Source organism: Streptomyces sp. NPDC088194 (assembly GCF_040702025.1).
Taxonomy (GTDB): Bacteria; Actinomycetota; Actinomycetes; order Streptomycetales; family Streptomycetaceae; genus Actinacidiphila.
Genome location: NZ_JBFBIV010000078.1, coordinates 1 through 19,303, shown reverse-complemented (window position 1 = coordinate 19,303; position 19,303 = coordinate 1). Strand labels below are relative to the sequence as shown.

General features: G+C 73.3%; 14 protein-coding genes. 9 read left to right on the top strand and 5 right to left on the bottom strand.

Annotated features, from left to right (window positions below):
- Positions 1-18: 18 nt before the first annotated feature.
- The 3 genes from AB0399_RS31410 to AB0399_RS31400 all read right to left on the bottom strand — a co-directional run bounded on the left by AB0399_RS31410 (position 19) and on the right by AB0399_RS31400 (position 4,202).
- Positions 19-861, bottom strand: coding sequence for an alpha/beta hydrolase (locus AB0399_RS31410; protein WP_366413634.1), 843 nt, complete (start codon positions 859-861; stop codon positions 19-21).
- Between the two features lie 102 nt (positions 862-963).
- A complete protein-coding gene (locus tag AB0399_RS31405) occupies positions 964-1,662 on the bottom strand; it encodes an alpha/beta hydrolase (protein ID WP_366413633.1) in 699 nt (232 codons plus the stop codon).
- A 254-nt stretch (positions 1,663-1,916) separates the two neighbouring features.
- Positions 1,917-4,202, bottom strand: coding sequence for a helix-turn-helix domain-containing protein (locus AB0399_RS31400; protein ID WP_366413632.1), 2,286 nt, complete (start codon positions 4,200-4,202; stop codon positions 1,917-1,919).
- Positions 4,203-4,510: 308 nt separating this feature from the next.
- Between AB0399_RS31400 and AB0399_RS31395 the strand changes: the two genes are divergently transcribed.
- Positions 4,511-7,288 (top strand): AAA family ATPase, encoded by a 2,778-nt coding sequence (locus AB0399_RS31395; protein ID WP_366413631.1) that lies wholly within the window; start codon positions 4,511-4,513, stop codon positions 7,286-7,288.
- Positions 7,289-7,390: 102 nt separating this feature from the next.
- Positions 7,391-8,014, top strand: coding sequence for a histidine phosphatase family protein (locus AB0399_RS31390; protein WP_329367839.1), 624 nt, complete (start codon positions 7,391-7,393; stop codon positions 8,012-8,014).
- A gap of 80 nt (positions 8,015-8,094) precedes the next feature.
- Here the strand turns inward: AB0399_RS31390 and AB0399_RS31385 are convergent, their stop codons facing one another.
- Positions 8,095-8,763, bottom strand: coding sequence for a GntR family transcriptional regulator (locus AB0399_RS31385; RefSeq protein ID WP_366413630.1), 669 nt, complete (start codon positions 8,761-8,763; stop codon positions 8,095-8,097).
- A gap of 181 nt (positions 8,764-8,944) precedes the next feature.
- On the bottom strand, positions 8,945-9,724 hold the full coding sequence (locus AB0399_RS31380; protein WP_366413629.1) for an SDR family oxidoreductase: 780 nt from the start codon (positions 9,722-9,724) through the stop codon (positions 8,945-8,947).
- 130 nt (positions 9,725-9,854) lie between these two features.
- Here AB0399_RS31380 and AB0399_RS31375 point away from each other — a divergent pair, with 130 nt between their 5' ends.
- The 7 genes from AB0399_RS31375 to AB0399_RS31345 all read left to right on the top strand — a co-directional run bounded on the left by AB0399_RS31375 (position 9,855) and on the right by AB0399_RS31345 (position 19,242).
- Positions 9,855-10,502 carry a bifunctional 4-hydroxy-2-oxoglutarate aldolase/2-dehydro-3-deoxy-phosphogluconate aldolase gene (locus AB0399_RS31375; protein WP_366413628.1) on the top strand — a complete coding sequence of 216 codons (648 nt, stop codon included), beginning with the start codon at positions 9,855-9,857 and terminating at the stop codon, positions 10,500-10,502.
- Entirely contained in the window at positions 10,502-11,446 is a 945-nt protein-coding gene (locus AB0399_RS31370; protein ID WP_329374196.1) for a sugar kinase, read from the top strand. Before AB0399_RS31375 ends, AB0399_RS31370 begins: the two co-directional genes overlap by 1 nt.
- 149 nt (positions 11,447-11,595) lie before the next feature.
- Positions 11,596-12,927: an MFS transporter gene (locus AB0399_RS31365; RefSeq protein ID WP_329367846.1), complete on the top strand. Its 1,332-nt coding sequence runs from the start codon at positions 11,596-11,598 to the stop codon at positions 12,925-12,927.
- Positions 12,928-12,976: 49 nt separating this feature from the next.
- Positions 12,977-14,152, top strand: a complete 1,176-nt coding sequence (locus AB0399_RS31360) for a mandelate racemase/muconate lactonizing enzyme family protein (protein WP_366413627.1) — start codon at positions 12,977-12,979, stop codon at positions 14,150-14,152.
- A 258-nt stretch (positions 14,153-14,410) separates the two neighbouring features.
- Positions 14,411-15,901, top strand: a complete 1,491-nt coding sequence (locus AB0399_RS31355) for a hypothetical protein (protein WP_366413626.1) — start codon at positions 14,411-14,413, stop codon at positions 15,899-15,901.
- Entirely contained in the window at positions 15,898-17,364 is a 1,467-nt protein-coding gene (locus AB0399_RS31350) for a hypothetical protein (protein WP_329367850.1), read from the top strand. Before AB0399_RS31355 ends, AB0399_RS31350 begins: the two co-directional genes overlap by 4 nt.
- 309 nt (positions 17,365-17,673) lie before the next feature.
- Entirely contained in the window at positions 17,674-19,242 is a 1,569-nt protein-coding gene (locus AB0399_RS31345; RefSeq protein ID WP_366413625.1) for a hypothetical protein, read from the top strand.
- Positions 19,243-19,303 lie beyond the last annotated feature (61 nt).

Below are 19,303 nucleotides of genomic sequence, written 5' to 3'. Positions count from 1 at the left end.
TTGGGGGGGCACGGTCGGTCAGCGGACCGCCTTCGCGGCGGTGTCGATGAGCCGGGCGGTGGTGCCCGGGTGGCTGATCATGGCCACGTGGGACGCCCCCGGCACCTCGACGACGTCGCGGGCGGCGGCGCGCCGGTAGAAGTAGCGCTCCAGGGCGGGCGGGATGGCCTTGTCACTGCCGGCCACCAGGCCCCAGGACGGGATGGTGTGCCAGGCGGCAGCGGTGGTGACGTCGGTGAAGGAGGAGGCGTCGAAGGGGCGTTGGGTGGCCTGCATCAGCCGCGTGGTGTGCACGGGGAGGTCCGCGGCGAAGGCGGCGCGGAACCCGTCGGGCACCAGGTACAGGTCGGTGCCGGTGGTGCCGTCGGGCTTGGGGTAGGGCACGGGGGTGGTCGCGGCCTGGATGATGCTGCCGGGGTACTTGTCGATCAGCACGCCGAGTTGCTCGCCGATGTCGGGGACGAACGCCGCGACGTACACCAGGGCCTTGACGTTGGGGACGCCGGCGGCGGCGTTGGAGATGACGGCGCCGCCGTAGGAGTGCCCGGCCAGCACGACCGGGCCCTGGATCGACCGCAGGACGCTGGCGAGATAGGGGGCGTCGGTGGGCAGGCCGCGCAGCGGGTTGGCGGGCGCGACGGTCGTGTAGCCCTCCTGCTGGAGGCGCTCGATGACGCCGTTCCAGCAGGACGCGTCGGCGAATCCGCCGTGCACCAGCACGATGGTCGGTCGGGGACCGCTCGCGGAACGTCCCGCGGCGGTGGCGGAGGCGGTGGAGCTGAACGGTCCCATCAGCGCTGCGGCGCCGGCTGCCGCGGCGCCGGTGGCGAGCACGCGGCGGCGGGTGAGGTCAGGGCCCATGACGGACTCCTTCGAGGTGAACAGGCACGGTGGATCGGGTGGGGGCGCCGGGCTCGCCCGGACGGGGGCCGGGCGGGAGCTGACGCGGCGCGAACGAGGCGTTCAGGAAGGGCTGTCGGTGCCCTCGGCGGCCTGGGCGATGACCGCGGCCACGACGGCGGGCCGGGAGACGTAGACGGCGTGGCTGCCGGGCGTCTCGGTGACGGTGGAGTTGGCGCGCTCGGACATGGCGCGCTGGGCGGGCGGCGGGATCATGCGGTCGTCGGTGGCGACCAGGTACCAGGACGGCTTGGTCCGCCAGGCCGGTGCCGAGACCACCCCTTCGAGCGCCGCCACGCCCCACGGGACCTGGGAGTCGGCCATGAACTCCGCCACCTTCTCGGGCACGTCGGCGGCGAAGGAGGCCGCGAACTTGTCCTGGTCCAGGAAGAGGAACCCGTCCCGGGGCGGCAGGATCGGCGGGACCGGCGCCCCGGGCGGCGGGTCGGCGATGAGGGAGTTGACCGACTCGCCCTTGTCGGGCGCGAACGCGGTGACGTAGACGAGCGCGGCGACCTGGGGGTGCGAGCCGGCCTCGGTGATGACGGCGCCGCCGTAGGAGTGGCCGACGAGCACGGCGGGGCCGTCGAGGCCGTCGAGGACCTGGTGGGTGGCGGCGACGTCGCCGGCCAGCGACAGCGTGGGGTTCTGCACGACGGACACCCGGTAGCCGTCGGCGGTCAGGTGGTCGTAGACCCCCTGCCAGCCCGATCCGTCCACGAATCCGCCGTGTACGAGGACGATGTTCTTGATGGTTGCCATGGTCGCTCCTGACCTGGTGGGACCCGATGGGGTCTGACGGGACCGGTGTCGAGGCCGTCCCGGTGCGCTCAAGTCAAGTCGCGGGGCGCCCACCGGACCACGCAGAACAGCACGCAGAAGTACGGGCGGACGCCGGGCGGGGGCAGGCCGGGGCGCGCGGGTGGCGTCAACGCCTGGGCGGATCAGGGCTGAAGGCCGGGGCGCGCGGGCGGCGGCGAAGCCCAGGCAGGTCGGGCGGTCACCGGGTCGGGCGGTCAGACGGCCGTCGTGCCCAGCAGCCGGCAGCGCCTGCTCGCCTCGGCGTCGCCGGCCTCCTCGAACACCCGCGCCGCCCGCGCGTACCGGTCGCGGCTCTCGGCGCCCCGGCCCTCCGCGGCCAGCAGGGCGGCCAGCGTCTCCAGGCCCTCCGCCAGCCAGAAGCCCGACAACCGCAGCGCGTCCAGCAGGGCGATCCCCTCGGTGAGGGTGGCGATCGCCTCCGCGCTCCGGCCGAGTTCCCCCAGGCACTGGCCGACGCGGATCAGCGCGAGCGGCCGGCACTGCGTCATCACGGTGGGGGTCATCCGCGACTCCTCGTCGGCCATCACGGCGAGGCCGGTACGGAACGTCTCCAGCGCTTCGGCGTGGCGCCCCTCGGCCCTGAGGGACCCGCCGATGGACGCCAGGCTCTGCACGTACGCGTCGATGTCGCCCATGCTCCTGAATGTCTCCGCCGCCCCTTCCGCCGACGCGATGGCCTCGTCGGGCCGGCCGAGCATGCGCAGCGCCGCGGCGGAGTACTGGTGCGACCAGGCGATCTGCGCGGCGGCGCCGCCCGCGGTGGCCAGCTCCAGCGCCTCGGCCGCGTACCGCATGACGGCGTGCGGGTCGCTGGGCGGGACCCAGTGCACCCAGGCCAGGTAGTTCAGCTGGGTCGCCTGCTGGGCCGGGTCGCCGAGGGCGGCGGCGGCCTCGGACCCCAGGGTGAAGACCTCGCGCCAGTGCGGGCCGTGCGCCCACCGGTCGGAGAACCAGTGCATGGACTCGGCGCAGTCCAGGACGAGCGCGTGCCGGCCGTCGCCCGCCGCGATCCGCAGGGCGCCCAGCCAGTTGTCGACGTTCGTCCGCAACCACCGGTCGGCGTCCTCCACGGAGGCCAGCACGGGCAGTTCGGGGTCGGGCCGCTCGGGCCGGCCGTAGCCGGGCTCGAACCAGCGGCCCGCCATGGTGGCCGTCCGCAGCAGCCACGGCACCACCAGCTCCGCCCGCGCGGCGCGGTCGGCCGCGGTCCCCTCCTCCCGGAGCCGCTCGCGGGCGAAGAGGCGGACCAGGTCGTGGAAGCGGTAGCGGCCGGCGGTGCTGTCCTGTAGCAGGCCGAGGTCGACGAGGTCGTCGAGCGCGTCCCAGACCTCCTTGACCGGCATCGCGCCCGCGACGGCCGCCAGGGCGGCGTCGAAGTCCGGGCCGGGCACGTCGGCCAACCGCCGGAACAGGCTCCGTGCCTGGTCGGCCAGTTGCTCGTAGGACATCCCGAACGCGTTGGCGATCCTGAGGTCACCGGCCGTGAACTGGTCGAGCCGTCGCTCCTCGTCCGCCAGCCGCGCGGCGAGTTCCCCGGCGTCCCAACCCGGCCGACTGGCCAGCCGGTTGCCGATGATCCGCAGGGCGAGCGGCAGGCCGCCGCACAGCTCCGAGAGCCTGGTGAGGTCCGCCTCGTCGTCGGTGGCGGCGCGCTCGCCCAGAATCCCGGTCAGCAGACGGGTGGCCTCCGGTACGGGCATCGGCCCGAGGACCAGCCGGCGTACGCCCTCCAGCCCGGCCAGCAGCCGCCGGGTGGTGATCAGCGCCCGGCTCGTGCCCCCCGCCGGGAGCAGCGGGCGGACCTGCTCCTCCGAGGCCGCGTTGTCGAGGACGACCAGGACCCGCCGCTCCCGCAGGATCGACCGGTACAAGGAGGCCCGGCTCTCCGCGCCGTCCGGGATCTGCGGATCGGCGACCCCCAGCGCCCGCAGTACGGACCGCAGCGCGTCGTCGGCGGGCACCGGGTGCGAGGACATGCCGAGCAGATCGAGGAAGAGCACCCCGTCGGGGAAGCTCGCCCGCACGGTGTGCGCGGCCCGCACGGCGAAGGTGGTCTTCCCCAGGCCGGCGGAGCCGGTGATGAGACCGATCACCCCGACGCCGGGCGCGCTCTCGGCGTAGACCAGCTCACCGATCCACACCAGTTCGGCGGAGCGGCCGGTGAAGTCCGCGATCACGCGCGGCAGTTCGCACATGCCGCTCGGACGCGTCCAGTGGTCCCGCAGCCGGCCCTCGCGCGCCAACCCGAGCAGTTCCGCGCGCGCGTCGTCCCCGAGGACGAGCGCGTCGGCCAGGGCGGTGACGGTCCGCTGCTGGGGTCCGCGGCTGCGGCCGCGCTCCATGTCCGACAGGGTCCGGGCGCTGACGCCGGACGCCTCCGCCAGCTGTTCGAGCGTCAGCCGGGCCTCGCGCCGGTGGCGGCGCAGCACCTCGCCGAAACCCGGGTGTCCGGTGATGGCGGCCACCTCCTCCGGGCGCATCGGACGGACGACGTCATGTGGGTACATTAAGGGCCGGGTGGAGCGTGCCGATTCCGTCAAGTGACGTAGTCCGGCGGTCGTGGTCGCGGTGCCAAAGGCAGCGGTCGGCCCCTGGCGGCCACTGGGTCGCGGTCGTCCGGTCGCGGCGGGTGAGCGCGCGGTCCGACGGGAGAGCGGGGCTGGTCGCGGGGCCGTACCGCCTGCGCGAAACGGTTCTGCCGGGGTTAGCATCTGGGACACCTCGTGCGACATAGGACGTGCGCCCCGCGGGAGTTGCCACCCGCCCAGCGGCGCGGTAGGGGGCTGTGGTGATCGACCGGTCCGGCGACGGAAGCGACGACCTCCTGGTCGGCCGGGAGGCCGACACGGATCGGCTGGACGCGTTCCTGGCCGAACTCCCGCGCCAAGGCGGGTCGCTGACGCTGGTGGGAGAGCCGGGAGTCGGGAAGACGGCGCTCCTGGCCGCCGCCGTACGGCGGGCCGAGTCCGCGGGGATGCGGGTACTGCACGCGGTCGGTGTGCAGTACCGGGTGCAGGCCGGTTACGGGGCCGTGCGGCAACTGCTCACGTCGACACCCGAGATCAGCGCGAGAGCGGTGGACGTCCCCGCGCTGGCCGGCGCACTCGGCGTCGAGCAGGACACGGCGCCGGGGCAGGACGGGATCGCCGAGGCCGTGGTGGCGCTGGCCGCTGATCTCTCGCGTGCGGCACCGGTGTTGCTGGTGCTGGACGACGCGCAGTGGCTGGACCGGGCGAGCGCGGTCGTCCTGGGGCAGGTGGCCCGCCGGCTGCCCGGCACCGGCGCGGGACTGGTGTGCGCGGTCCGGCTCGGGGAGGAGGGCTTCTTCGACCACAGCGGCCTTCCGCTGCACGAGTTGGGCCCGCTCACCGAGGCCGCCTCCGACGAACTGCTCCGCCGCCGCTTCCCGGCGCTCGCCTCCCGGGTCCGACGGCGGCTGACCGCCGAGGCCGAAGGGAATCCGCTGGCGCTGCTGGAACTCCCCGCCGCGCTGACCGAGTCCCAGCGGCGGGCGTCCCAGGCCCTGCCGCAGCGCATCCCGCTGCCCCAGCGGCTCCAGTCCACCTTCGCCTCGCGCATCACCCCGCTGCCGCCGGCCACCCGGCACCTGCTGCTCGTCGCGGCGTTGGAAGGCAGCGGCAACCTGATGATCGTGCGGCGCGCGGTGGCCGGGCGGTGCAGCCTGAAGCACCTGGCGCCGGCCGAGCGGATGCAACTCGTACGCGTCGACGACGCGAGCGGGCGGCTGGCCTTCCGGCACTCGCTCATCCGCTCCGCCGTCGTGGACCTGTCCACCAGCGACCAGCGGCGCAGCGTGCACCGCGCACTGGCCCAGGCATGGATCGCGGTCCCCGAGCAGCGTGCCTGGCATCTCGCGCAGGCGGCCGTCGATCCCGACGAACAGGTCGCCGCGCTGCTGGAGGAGGCCGCCGACACCAGCGTCCGCCGCGGTGACGGGCCGAACGCGGTGGCCGCGCTGGTCCGTTCCGCGGAACTGAGCCCGGAAGGCGCCGGGTACGCCCGGCGGTTGGCGAAGGCCGCGTACGTCGGCGCGAACCTCACCGGCGACGTACGCGACGTACCGCGCCTGCTGGAGGACGCGCGGCACGCCGCCCCCGACGCGGACTCCCTGGCCGTCGCGGTGGCCGCCGCGCTGTACCTGCTCAACAGCTACGGGGACATCGACACGGCCCATCGCCTGCTGTCCGGCGCGATCGCCCTTCAGCCCGAGCCCTACGACCTGGCGGACGCCACCTTCCAGGAAGCCCTGTCCACCCTGCTGATGGTGTGCGTCCACAGCGGCCGGCGCGAGCTGTGGTCGGACTACGACGCGGCCGTGGCGAGGTGCGGCTCGGTCCCGGACACCCTGCGGTTGCTGCGGGCCACCTTCGCCGACCCGGCCCGGGCCCGCCCGGCCGACTGGGACCGGCTCGACACGGCCATCCGGGCGCTTCCCGGTACGTCGGACCCGGTACGGATCGTGCGGATCGCCACAGCCGCGGCCTACGGCGACCGGCTCGGGGCGATGGAGGAGCCGTTGCGGCTCACCGCCCGCGGCGGGCTGACCGGGGAGAACATCTTCCCGGCCATCCAGGCGTCGTTCCTGTGGAGCAGCCACGCCTGGTTCACCGGCCAGTGGCCCGAGTTGCGGCAGGTGACCGAGCGGGGTCTGCGCTGGTGCGAGGAACTCGACTATCCGCTGCGTTCCTGGACCGGCACGTTCGTGCTGGGCTGCGTGCACGCGGCCTGCGGCGACCACCCGGCGGCCCACCGGCTCGCCGACCAGATGGACCAGTGGGCGCGGTCCCGCCGAGGCCACGCCGTCGCCTGCTACGCCGCCCACGTCCGGACGCTGGCCGCCCTGTCGCAGGGCGCCTTCGACGAGGCGTACCGGCACGCCCGCACGATCACGCCCACCGGGACCTTCGCGCCCTTCGCCGGGCACGCGCTGTGGGCGATCCTGGACCAGGTGGAGGCGGCCGTGCGCACGGGGCGGCGCGAGCAGGCCGCCGACCACGTCACGGCGGCCCGGGACGCCGGCCTCGCCGCGGTCTCACCCCGTCTGGCCGCGGTGCTGCTCGCCTCGGCCGCGCTCGCGGCGAAGAGCGACGAGGAGGCGGTACGGGGGCTGGGCGCCGCGCTGGCCGTCGACGGGGCGGAGCGCTGGCCCTTCGACCACGCCCGTATCCAGCTGTACCTGGGCGAGCGGCTGCGCCGCGGCAAGGCCCCGGCCCGGGCCCGCCGGCACCTGGCCGGCGCCGCGGAGACCTTCGGGCGGCTCGGCGCCCACCCGTGGACGCAGCGCGCCAACACCGAACTGCGGGCCTGCGGCATCCCGGTGCTCGCCCGCACCGCGCCCCGCGGGCCGGCCCTGACCCCGCAGCAGTCGCAGATCGCCCGCCTGGCGGCCACCGGCCTGACCAACAAGCAGATCGGGCAGCGCCTCCTGCTGTCCCCCCGGACCGTCTCGACCCACCTCCACCAGCTCTTCCCGAAGCTGGGCGTCACCTCCCGGGCCGCCCTGCGCGATGCCCTGGAGCAACTCGACCAACCGGAGGGCCGGTAGAAACCCGCCCGCCCGGCCCCGCTCCGCCCGCGTGGAACCGGGCCCGTGCGCAGGGGCGTCCTCCCTGGGGTCTGCAAGATCGACTCCGTGGAGGACCCGCCTATGTCCGGAACGGCCGCCCGCTACCTCTATCTCGCCCGGCACGGCGAGGCTTCGGCGGATGAGAGCGAACTGACCGACGCGGGGCGCCGGCAGGCCGCCCTCCTGGGGCAGCGGCTGCGCGGGGTCCCGCTGGCGGCGATCCACCACGGGCCGCTCGCCCGCGCCGAGCAGACCGCCCGCCTGGTCGGGGAGCAGCTCGACGGCGTTCCGCTGCGCCGCTCCGACACGGCCGGCGACTACATGCCCTACCTGCCGGCGCGCGAGGAGCTGCCGCCGCAGGCGGCCGACGACTGGGTCGCGTTCCTGGGCCAGTTCACGGCCGAGGAACGCGAGCAGGGCCCCGGGCTCGCCGCCGCGGCCCTCGCGGACTTCACCGGACCCGTCGCCGGCGACGAGCCGCGCCACGAGCTGGTCGTCACCCACAACTTCCTCGTCGGCTGGCTGCTCCGCGCGGCCCTCGACGCGCCGAAGTGGCGGTGGCTGGGCATCAACCACGCCAACGCGGCCCTGACAGTCATCCGCTACGCACCCGACCGCCCCCCGGCGGTGCTGCTCTTCAACGACACCGGCCACCTCCCCGTCGAGCTGCGCTGGACCGGCTTCCCCCCGGAGCTGCACGTCTGAGGCACGTACCGGGCGGCAACGGCTGACGCGAGGGCGGCGGGCGGCCGAGTCCCGTGCGAGGGGCGGTCACCGCGCCGCGATCAGCCGTTGTCGGAGATCTCGTGGCCGGCCTGGGAGGCGGTGTGGTGCTGGGCGGCGGCCGCCGCCGCTTCCGGGTCGCCCTGGCGCAGCGCCGCGATGATGGCTTCGTGCTCCTGGAGGACCGCCCGCCAGTTCTGCGCGTCGCGCGGCATGGTGATGCGGTAGCGGCGGATGGTCATCAGCAACTGCTCGGTGAGTTCCGCCAGGATGCGGTAGCCGCTGGCCTCGGACAGCAACCGGTGGAAGTCGGAGTTGAGTTCGGGGAGGCGCTCCGTCGCCCCCTGGTCGAGCTCCGCGCGCATCGCGGCCTGGACCTGCGCCAGGCCGGCCAGCAGCTTGTCGTCCACCCGCTCCGCCGCGAGCCGGGTGACCAGGGTCTCGATCGCCTCGCGGGCGAGGAAGACGCCGCGCATCTCGGTCTTGTCGATCTCGGCGACGGTGACGCCCGCGTGCAGTTGGGAGCTGAGCAGGCCGTCGGACTCCAGGCGTTTGACGGCTTCGCGGATGGGGATCTTGCTGACGCCCAGGTTCCGGGCGAGCTCGTCCATGTTGATGCGCTCGCCGGACCGCAGATCCCCGGTGACGATGGCCTGGCGCAGAGTGTCGTAGACCAGGTCCGCCTTGCTCTTCACCGTGGGCAGCCTCGTGGCCCAGCTGTTCTCTGCCATACGTTCATCGTATGCGATATCCGCCGCTCGTCCCCGCGCGGGCGGCCGGCTTCCGGGTGCCGTGACGTCGACCGCCGTGACGTTGACCGTTGTGAGGCCGACCGCCGTGACGTCGATCGCCGTGACGTCGACCGTTGTCACGTCGACCGCCGGAGGCCCGACCGTCACGGCTCCGCGCGGGTCAGCGCGGCTCGCCGTGCAGCGGGGGAAGCCCCATCCGTTCCCGGTGCCCGTCCCGCAGCAGGCTCGCCGGGCTGACCGCGGACGCGCCACCGTCCAGCACCAGTTCACCGCCCGTCAGCAGTGCCGCGTCGGGCGAGGCGGCGAAGGCCACCGCGGACGCGACCTGCTCGGGCGAGGCCAGCAGGCGCATGGGGTTGCTCTCGCGCAGCCTGCTCAGGTCCTCCGCGCCGCCGAGCCGCGACTCGGTGGCCGGGGTGCGGACCCAGCCGGGGGAGACCGTGACGAAGGAGATCCCGTGATGGCCGTAGTCCACGGAGAGTTGCCGGGTGAGCGCGGCGAGCGCGCCCTTGGCCGCGGCGTACGCGGGCAGGCCGGGGGCGGCGGTGCGGTGCAGCACCGAGCCGACGGTCACCACCGCGCCTGAGCCCGCCTCGATCATGGCCGGCAGCACCTCGCGGACGCACAGGAACACCGAGGTGAGGTTGGCGGTCAGCACCGCGTTCCACTCCTGCTCGGTGGTGAGGTGCAGCGGGCGGCCCTCGGTCACGCCCGCGCAGGCGACGAGGACGTCCGGCCCGCCGCGTTCCCCGGCCGCCTCGCGCACGGCGGCGGCGATCTCGTCGGCCCGCGTCACGTCCGCGCGGTGGTAGGAGACGCCGGGCAGCCGCGGATCGGCGAGATCGACTCCCGCCACCCGCAGGCCGTCCGCGGCGAATCGGGCGGCGACGGCGCGGCCGATGCCGCCCGCCGCCCCGGTGACCAGGACTGTTCGTGTCATCGCGGGCTACCTCGCGCAGCTGGGGTGGGGCGGTCCGAGCCCATGAGGGGCCGGGGGCGGACCGGGGGAGCGGCTGGAAGGAAAGGTATACGATCTACTAAATAACGGCAACGGTTCTCCGGAGGCTCCCATGACGCCCGACGATCTCCTCTCCGCGCTACGCGCCCAACGGCTGCTTGCCATCGTCAGGGGCGCCGACCCGTCGGCGGCGCTCGACACGGTGCTCACCCTCGTCCGGTCCGGCATCGGCCTCGTCGAGGTCTCGCTGACCGGCGCCGGCGCCCTGGACGTCATCGAACGGGCCCGTGCGGCGCTCGGCCCGGACGCGCTGCTCGGCGCCGGGACGGTGCTGACCGCGGGCGACGCCCGCCGGGCCGCCGAAGCGGGCGCCGGATTCGCGGTGACCCCGGGCGCGACCGAAGCCGTGGCCGCCTGCCGGGAGTCGGGCCTGCCGGTGCTGGCGGGCGCGCTGACCCCGACCGAGGTGGCGGCGGTCGTCGCCGGCGGGGCGGCTGCGGTCAAGCTCTTCCCGGCCGGCCTCGGCGGCGTGCCGCACCTGCGCGCGCTGCGCGCCCCCTTCCCCGAGGTGCCTTTCGTGCCGGTGGGCGGCATCGACGCCGACGCGGCCCGCGGCTACCTCGCCGCCGGGGCGGTGGCCGTCGGCGTGGGCGGGCCGCTGGTCGGCGACGCCGCGGACGGCGCCGGCGGCCTCGCACAGCGCGAACTGGCCGAGCGCGCCGCGCGGTTCCGTGCCCTGGCCGTCCGGGAGTCGCGGTGATCGACGTACTGACCTTCGGGGAGACGATGGCCGCGCTGCGGGCCCGGGGGCCACTGCTCCTGGGCGGCTCGCTGGACCTGTCGGTGGCCGGCGCGGAGTCCAACGTCGCCATCGGCCTGGCACGGCTCGGGCACCGGGTCCGCTGGGCGGGCCTCACCGGCGCGGACGAGTTCGGGCGCCTGGTGACCCGCACGCTCAGGGCGGAAGGCGTGGACGTCTCCTGCGCCGGCGGCACCGACGCGGGACCGACCGGCCTCGTGGTGTTCGAGCCGAGGCTCGCCGACCTGACGCGGGTGACCTACTACCGTTCCGGTTCGGCCGGCTCCCGGATCACCGCCGCCCACCTGGCGCCCGCGCTCGCCGCCGGGGCGCGGATCGTCCACGTCACCGGGATCACCGCCGCGCTGGGCGAGCAGCCCCGGCGGGCGGTCGAGTCGGCGGTGCGGGCCGCCGCCGCGGCGGGATCGCTGGTCTGCCTGGACGTCAACCACCGCGCCCGGCTGTGGTCCCGCGCCCAGGCGGGCCGGACGCTGCGGCCGCTGGTGCGCGACGTCGATGTGCTCGTGGCGTCCGACGACGAACTCGCCCTCGCCGCACCCGAGTCGGCCGGCACGGAACGGGCCCGGGTGGACGCGCTGCTGGCGGCCGGCGTCCGCGAGGTCGTGGTCAAGCGCGGAGCGGCCGGGGCGGACGTCTTCACGGCGGACGGCTCCACGTCACTGCCGGCCGAGCGCGTGCCCGTACGGGACACGGTCGGTGCGGGCGACGCCTTCGTGGCGGGCTACCTGTCGGCGCTGCTCGACGGCGAGCCCCCGGAGGGCCGGCTGCGCCGCGCGGTGTGCACCGGCGCGTTCGCCGTCGCCTCGTACGGCGACTGGGAAGGGCTGCCCGCCCGGCACGAACTGCCGCTCCTGCGGGCCGAACCGGGCAGCGCGCTGCGGTGACCCCGTACCGCCCGACGGTCACGGAGGGTGCCCGGTGTGGCGCGGCGCGAAGTGTTTCGGGAATGTTCCCCCGGCCTCTGGTTCTTATTTCGTATATCTCATACGGTTGCCTCGTCCCCGTCCCCCTTCCAAGGTGGTGAACGCGTCCCATGACCAGTGCGACGACGACCGAAGACGGCAACGTGACCATGGCCCAGCACCGCACCGACCGGCGCACGATGCTCGCCAGCACCGTGGGCACGGTCATGGAGTGGTACGACTTCAACCTCTACGGCCTGGCCTCGGCCCTAGTGTTCGGCCCGCTCTTCTTCGGCTCCTCCTCCGTCGGCGGCACGCTCGCCTCCTTCGCCACCTTCGGCGTCGGCTTCGCCGCCCGGCCCATCGGCGGCGTGATCTTCGGTCACCTGGGCGACCGCATCGGCCGCAAGCACGTCCTGCTGATCACGATGCTCGGCATGGGCGTGGCGACCACCCTGGTCGGCGTCCTGCCGACCCACGCGGTGGCGGGCGTCTGGGCCCCGGTCCTGCTGGTGTTCCTGCGGGTGTGCCAGGGCATCGCGGTGGGCGGCGAGTTCGCCGGCGCCACCCTGCTCACCGTCGAGAACGCGCCGCCGGGCAGAAGAGGGCTCTTCGGCGCCATCCCGGCGATGGGCACGGGCGCCGGATTCGTGCTCGCCAGCGGTGTGTTCGCCCTCGCGTCCCAACTGCCCGACGGTTCGTTCGACAGCTGGGGCTGGCGGGTGCCGTTCCTGCTCAGCGCGGTCCTGGTGGTCTTCGGCCTGGTCGTCCGGCGGGGCATCGACGAGACGCCGGTCTTCGCCGAGTTGGAGGACCGCGGCGAGACCGTACGCTTCCCGCTGCTGCTCACCCTGCGCAAGCAGCCCGGCGCGGTGCTGCGGACGATGGGCATCACCGTCTCGGGCTTCGTCTGGGGCTACCTCATCCAGGCGTTCGCCCTGTCGTACGCGACCGGCACGCTGCACCTGTCGAAGACCACCATGCTGTGGGCGATCGCCCTCGCCTCCGCCCTGGAGATCGGCTCGATCCCCTTCTGGGGCTGGCTCTCCGACCTCATCGGGCGACGCCTGATGATCGCCGTCGGCCTGGTCTGCACGGTCGGCTACGCCTTCCCCTTCTTCGCGCTGCTGCACACCAGGAGCACCCCGCTGATCTTCCTCGCCATGGTGCTGGCCATCCCGATCTGCAAGGACATGGTGTTCGGCCCGCAGGCCGCGCTGGTGGCGGAGCAGTTCGACGCGCGCGTGCGCTACAGCGGCGTCAGCGCCGGCCGGGAGATCGGCGGCGCGCTGTTCGGCGGCACGGCACCCTTCATCGGCACCGCCCTGGTCGCCGCGGGCGGTTCGATCACGCCCGTCGCGCTGTACGTCATCGCCGGCTGCGTGGTGACGGCCGTCGCCGTCTTCTCCGGCCGCGAGACCTCCCAGGAGCAGACCGGGACCCTCGGCGCCATCAACGCATGACTCCGGCCGCGCACCACCCGAGCAGGCCACCGACCACGTGGAGAACCCCGTGAGCAACGCCCCCCTTCGTATCGCCAAAGTCGAGACCCTGGCCCTGTCGGCCAGCTTCGACGACCTCTACGACTCGCCCGACGACGTCCCCGGCTGGCTGCGCTACCCGGCCTCCAGCCACCTGGTGCTGCCCCGGCGCGGCCAGTACGCCACCCTGGTCAAGGTGCACGCCGAGGACGGCAGCGTCGGGATCGGCGAGTGCTACGGCCTGCCCTCCCCGGAGGTCACCGCCACCGTCGTCTCCACCGTGCTGGCCCCGCTGCTGGTCGGCCAGGACGCCCTGGCCACGACCGCGGTGTGGGAACGGCTCTTCCAGGGGCAGGCGGCCGGCGGCCACAACCGCGGCTTCTACCTCGAAGCCATCGCCGGAGTCGACCTGGCCCTGTGGGACCTGCGCGGCAAGCTCGCCGGCCTGCCCGTCCACCGGCTGCTCGGCGGCCCGATCCGGGAGCGGGTCGAGTGCTACGCGAGCCCCGTCGCGCTGCACGCCGACCCGCAGGACTCGGCGCGCCAGGCGCTCGGCTTCGTCGAGGCGGGGTTCCGGGCGCTGAAGGTCAAGATCGGCCGGGGCGTCCGGGTCGACCGCGCCCACCTGCGGGCGGTCCGTGCCGCGGTCGGCGAGGACATCGGCATCCTCACCGACGCCAACTGCGCGTACGACCTCGACGAGGCCACCCGCGTGGGCGCGGTCCTGCGCGACCTGGACATCTCCTGGTACGAGGAACCGCTCCAGGTCGACGACCTGGCCAACCTCGCCGAACTGCGGCGCAGGACCGGGCTCACCCTCGTCAACGGGGAGACCCACTTCACCCGGTTCGACCTGCGCGACTCCCTGCTGCACCGCGCCATCGACGTCTTCATGCCGAACGTCGCCCGCAGCGGCGGCATCACCGAGGCCACCCGGCTCGCGGCCCTCGCCTCCGCCTTCCACGTCGACATCGCCCCGCACGGCGTCGGCTCGGGCGTCAGCCTGTGCGCCGCGCTCCAGCTGTGCGCCGCCACCCCCAACCTGCGCACCTACGAGTACAACCGGCTCCCCAACCCCATCCGCGAGCAGATCCTGCGCAACCCGCCGGAGTTCCGCGACGGGGCCCTCACCGTCCCGACCGGCCCGGGCCTGGGCTTCGAACTCGACGACGCCGCCGTCGACCGCTACACCGTCGCCCGCTTCTGACCCTGCCGTTCCCCGCCCGTTCCCCGCCCGTTCCAGGCCCGCTCCAGGCCCGCCTGTTTCCGGCCTGCCCGCTTCCGCCGAACCGCCCCCCCAACCCCCACCCACGAGCCGCACCTTCTCCCCGGAGGAGTCACCGTGACCACGCAACCCCCGCCCCCCAGCAGCTCATCGCCCAACAGACGCGCCCTGCTCGGACTCCTAGCCGCCACAGGCGCCGGGACCGCCCTCGGCATCACCGCGACCCCGCGCGCTCACGCAGTGGCCCCCACCACCGCCGACTACGTGATCCAGGGCGATCCCGGCGGGGCCCGCCAGACGATCCTCGGCCTCGGTTTCGAGATCCAGTCCGACCACATCGGGGCCACCGACAACGAGATGGACCCGAACGACCCGGTGATCTCCGGAGTGCCTCACGACCTGGTGGCGAGCGAGCGCACCCGGTTCTACCAGCAGATCCTGAAGGCCGGCCGTTCCGATCACGGCTTCCGGTACTGCCGGCTCGGGCAGGGCATCTGGCTGCGCGGGGTCTCGGACGACAAGAAGCAGATCGTGCGCCGATGGCCCACCCAGATGGACGAGTTGCGGGAGATGACCGTCCAGGCCGGGCTGGACGGCCTCGCCGCGACGTACTTCACCCCGGCGCCGTACTGGAAGTCCACCCAGAGCCTGATGAACGGCACCCTCGCCTGCTTCGCCCCCACCTTCAGCACCACCCACCCCCAGTACCACGGCGACATCGCGGCCTTCCTCGACCACTTCGGCGACTCGGTGGTGAAGGATCTGCGTTACCTGGAGGACAACGGACTGCCGGTCCGCTTCTGGGGACTTCAGAACGAGCCCGGCAACTGGGACCGTGCCTACGGGAGTTGCGGCTACACCGGCGACACCTACCTGCAGACGTTCCGGGCCGTGGCCCCCAAGGTGCGGGAGGCATTCCCGCACGTGGTCATCCACGTCGACTCGCGCGACGGCCAGTCGGGCGCCTTCGGCACGAGCGTGCGCGGCGACGGACAGGCGCTGCGCTACGTCGACGCCTGGACCCACCACTACACGAGCACCAACCCGGACAAGCTCATCTCGGCGCCGTCCTACTACCTCGAAAACGCGCTCGGGCGGGAGGTGTTCAACGACGAGTTCGAGTGGGAGGGGTCGACCACCGGAAATGACGAGAACACCCTCAACACCGCCCACTCGATCATGAACTGGATGACGTTCGCCAACTCGCGCACCTGGTTCTGGCTGCACGCCCTCAAACCGACCTACACCGACACCGCCGTCGGCTACGGCCTCGGTGTCTGGCGGCCGAGCGACGATGACGACTACAGCAAGTACGCGGGCGTCAAGCCGGGTTACTGGGACTACAACGCGCCGGTCTGGAACGCCATCAGCGGGTTCGCCGCCTACCTGCCCTGGGACTCCGTCCGCCACCACGTCGTGGAACCGGTGGACCCGGCGACCGGCAAGCCGTCGGTGAACCAGCGGATCATGGCGTGGCGCACCCCGCAGGGCAAGCTCGTCATCGCAATGACCCATCGGGTGCCCAACGCCCAGACGGCGACCGCGGCGCCGTACACCTTCACCCTCGACACGGGCAGCAGCCGCACCTTCACCGGTCACCGCTTCCGGTGGAGCCCGCACGACCAGCCGCTGGCCGGGAACAACGTCTACGCGGGGAGGCTGGCCGGCCCGGACCTGGCCGTCACCGTGGCGCCGAACACCATCGAGTTCTGGATCGAGGACGTCGCATGAGCCGTACGGAGCGCCCCCTCATCAGCCGCCGCTCGCTGCTCGGCGGCGCCGCGGCCGCCGGTACCGCCGCCGTGCTCGGCCCGCTCGGCGGATGGTCGGCGGCGGCCGCCACCAGCGGGTCGTACACCATCCGCTACGACCAGCCCCGCAAGCAGACCATCCTCGGCCTCGGGTTCGAGATCCAGTCGGACTCGATCGGCTCCGGCAACGACGGGCTGCCGGCGACCGTCAGCGGGGTCCCGTACGACCTGACGGACAGCGAGCGCACCCGCTTCTACCAGCAGATGCTCAAGGTGCGCGACGACCGGGGATTCCGCTACTGCCGGCTCGCGTTGGGCCTGTACTACCGGGGGACGGACGCCACCGGCAGGTACCTGCAAGGCCGTTACCCCGGGCAGACCGCGCTGCTGGCGGACATGATCGGTCAGGCCGGCATCGAGGGCATCTCCGCCGAGTACTGGTCGCCCCCGCCCGGCTGGAAGAGCAACGGCTCCTACATCGGCGGCACGCTCGCCTCCTTCGCGGCGGCGGACCTCGACGCGCTCGGCGACGCGATGGTCCACGACCTGGACTACCTCACCTCGCTGGGCGTACCGGTGTCGATGTGGGGCCTGCAGAACGAGCCGGTGTACTCAACGGCGTACTCCTCCTGCGTCTACACCGCCGCCGAGTACCACCAGACCTTCGCCGCGGTCGCCCCGAAGATCCGCGCCAAGTACCCGCGGGTGATGATCCATGCGAACAGCCTCGACGGCTGGAGCGGCTCCTTCGGGCAGGCGATCAAGGCCGATCCGGCCGCGCTGTCCTGCGTGGACGCGTGGACCTATCACCGGATCGGCTCGGACAGCAACGAGCAGATCACCGGCGACTACACCTCCGGCGCCGCGGGGAAGCTCGTCTTCAACAACGAGTTCGAGTACCTGGACAACTCCACGTCGGACGTGCGGACCCTCAACACCGCCCAGTCGATCATGAACTGGATGGTGTTCCAGGACGCGCCCACCTGGTTCTGGCTGCACGCGCTGAAGCCGACCACCAACGCCGAGGCCCCGGGCTACTCGCTCGGCTACTGGCGGCCGCCGGGCGACACCGACTTCAGCCACTTCCCGGACATCCCCGTCGGGCACTGGGACTTCAACCCGCAGAACTGGAACGCGGTCGCCGGCTTCGTCCGCTACCTGCCGTGGGACTCGGTGCGCTACGGCGTCGACGAGTCCGCGGTGCTGGAGGACCAGCGGATCATGGCCTGGAAGACCGCCCAGGGCAAGGAGGTCTTCGCCGTCACGAACCGCTCCACGACGGACTCCTTCAGCTACACCGTCGACACGCAGACCGCGTCCACCTTCCAGGGGCACCGCTTCGGGCCCGCGACCCACAATCAGACGCTCGCGACCCTCGGCGGCCCGACCCTCGCCCTGACGGTGCCGCCGCTGTCCGTGGAGTTCTGGGTCCGCACTCCCTGACCCCTGACCCCTGACCCCTGACCCGGACGCGTCCGGGGCCGGCCGGTTCGCGGGCCGGTCCCGGACGAAGGCCCGTGCGGCCCCGGAGGCGATCAGCCCGGAGCCGACCGGGTTCTGGAGGAGTTCATCCCAGGCGGCGGACGGGCTCCTCTACGCCGTGCGCCGCTCCCGCCGTGCGATCTCCGGGCCGCTGCACCAGGCCCTCCCCTCTTCGCCCGGCTGCGGGGGGGGGGCAACCATCGGAGGTGCTCGGCGGTCGGACGGGGTGTCCTGGAGCTGTACTCCGAGAATCCTGGGGGAGACCGCACGATGTCCTCACGCATATGGCGCCGATGGGCGGCCACCCTGGCCGCGATGGCGGTCACCTTGTTCGGAGGGGCGCTGACCACCGGCTCGGCCCACGCGGACGACGGGTCCGCACCGACCCTGTCCGCCAGGACGCCGGTCGGGCTCGCGGTGCCCGACGACGGCGAAGGCCAGGTCAGCTGGGGGCTGGACTCGAAGGGCAGCACCCTTCACGACGTGCGTGTCACCGTCGACATCACCGGCATCAGCTCGTTCGCCACCACCACGGACGACTACTGCGTCAACGGCCTGTGCACCTTCCCCGGCGGTGACGTCGGCCCGCACGGCAGCGGCGGCATCGTCGACATCAGTGCCAAGCCGGACGCCAAGCTCGGCGCCAGCGGCACCGCCGTCATCAACGCCACCGCGTCCGGCGTGACGATCGCGCCCTTCACCGTCAAGGTCAGCGTCGGCTCGGTCGACCTGGCCGTCAACAGCCTCCCGCAGATCGACCACGTCAAGCCCGGCACCACCCTGACCAAGCCGCTCACCGTGGCCAACATCGGCTCGCTGACCGCCGCGACCACGGACTACCGGTTCGCGATCTCCCCGGGCCTGTCCTTCGCGACGCACTTCCCGAACTGCGACTACGCCGACGCCGCCGGGAAGTGGGAGGCGACGGTCGCGACATGCCACTTCTCCACGCCGATCGAACCCGGCAAGAAGTACCGGCTGTCCACGCCGCTGAAGCTCGACGTGAAGAAGTCCGCGCTCTACGAGATCTTCACTTACGTGCCGACGGTCACCTCCAGCAGCGTGCCGACGACGCCGAAGAGCACCAGCGCCGGCGACCTGACCCTCGTACCGGACGGCAACGCGCGGCCGGGCGACCCTGATCAGCAGGGACGGCAGGGGCGGCAGAGCATCTACGCGGCCAACACCGCCGACATCGCCCTCACCGGTGACACCGCCACGGCCAAGCCCGGCGACACGGCCACGCTGACCGCCACGGCCACCAACCTGGGGCCGGCCTCCGTCAACCGGTACACGTACGACGACCAGCTCACGGTGATGGTCGACATCCCCAAGGGCACCACCGCCACGCAGGTGCCGGCCGGGTGCGTCCCGTGGGACAACGGCACGCGCGATCCCGCGCTCGGCGCTCCGCAGTACACGTGCGACCTCGACGGCATCTTCGACAGCGGGCACACGCAGAAGCTGACCTTCAAGGTGAAGGTGGACGCCGACGCCCCGGCCACGACCAGCGGCACCGTGGTCGCGCAGCTCGCCGACCTGGGCACGCCGCCGTACGACACCCACCTGGACAACAACAAGGCGGCCTTCACCGTGAAGGTGCCGGGAGGCGCCTCCACCGGCACCGGCACCGGCTCCACCGGCGGCTCCGGCAGCACCGGTGGCGGCAACCAGAACTCCACCCAGACCGGCACGACTTCCGGGACCTCCGGCGGCTCCGGCAGCACGGGCGGCGACGCCCCGGCCGCCACCGGCTCGCTCGCCCACACCGGCAGCGACGGCACGATGACCATCGCGCTCACCTCCGCCGCGCCCTGGCCCGGTTCGGGACCCTGGTGATCCGCACCACCTCGGCGGGCGGCTGGGCGAGCAGCTCGCGCAGCCCGGCGGGCCCGGTGAC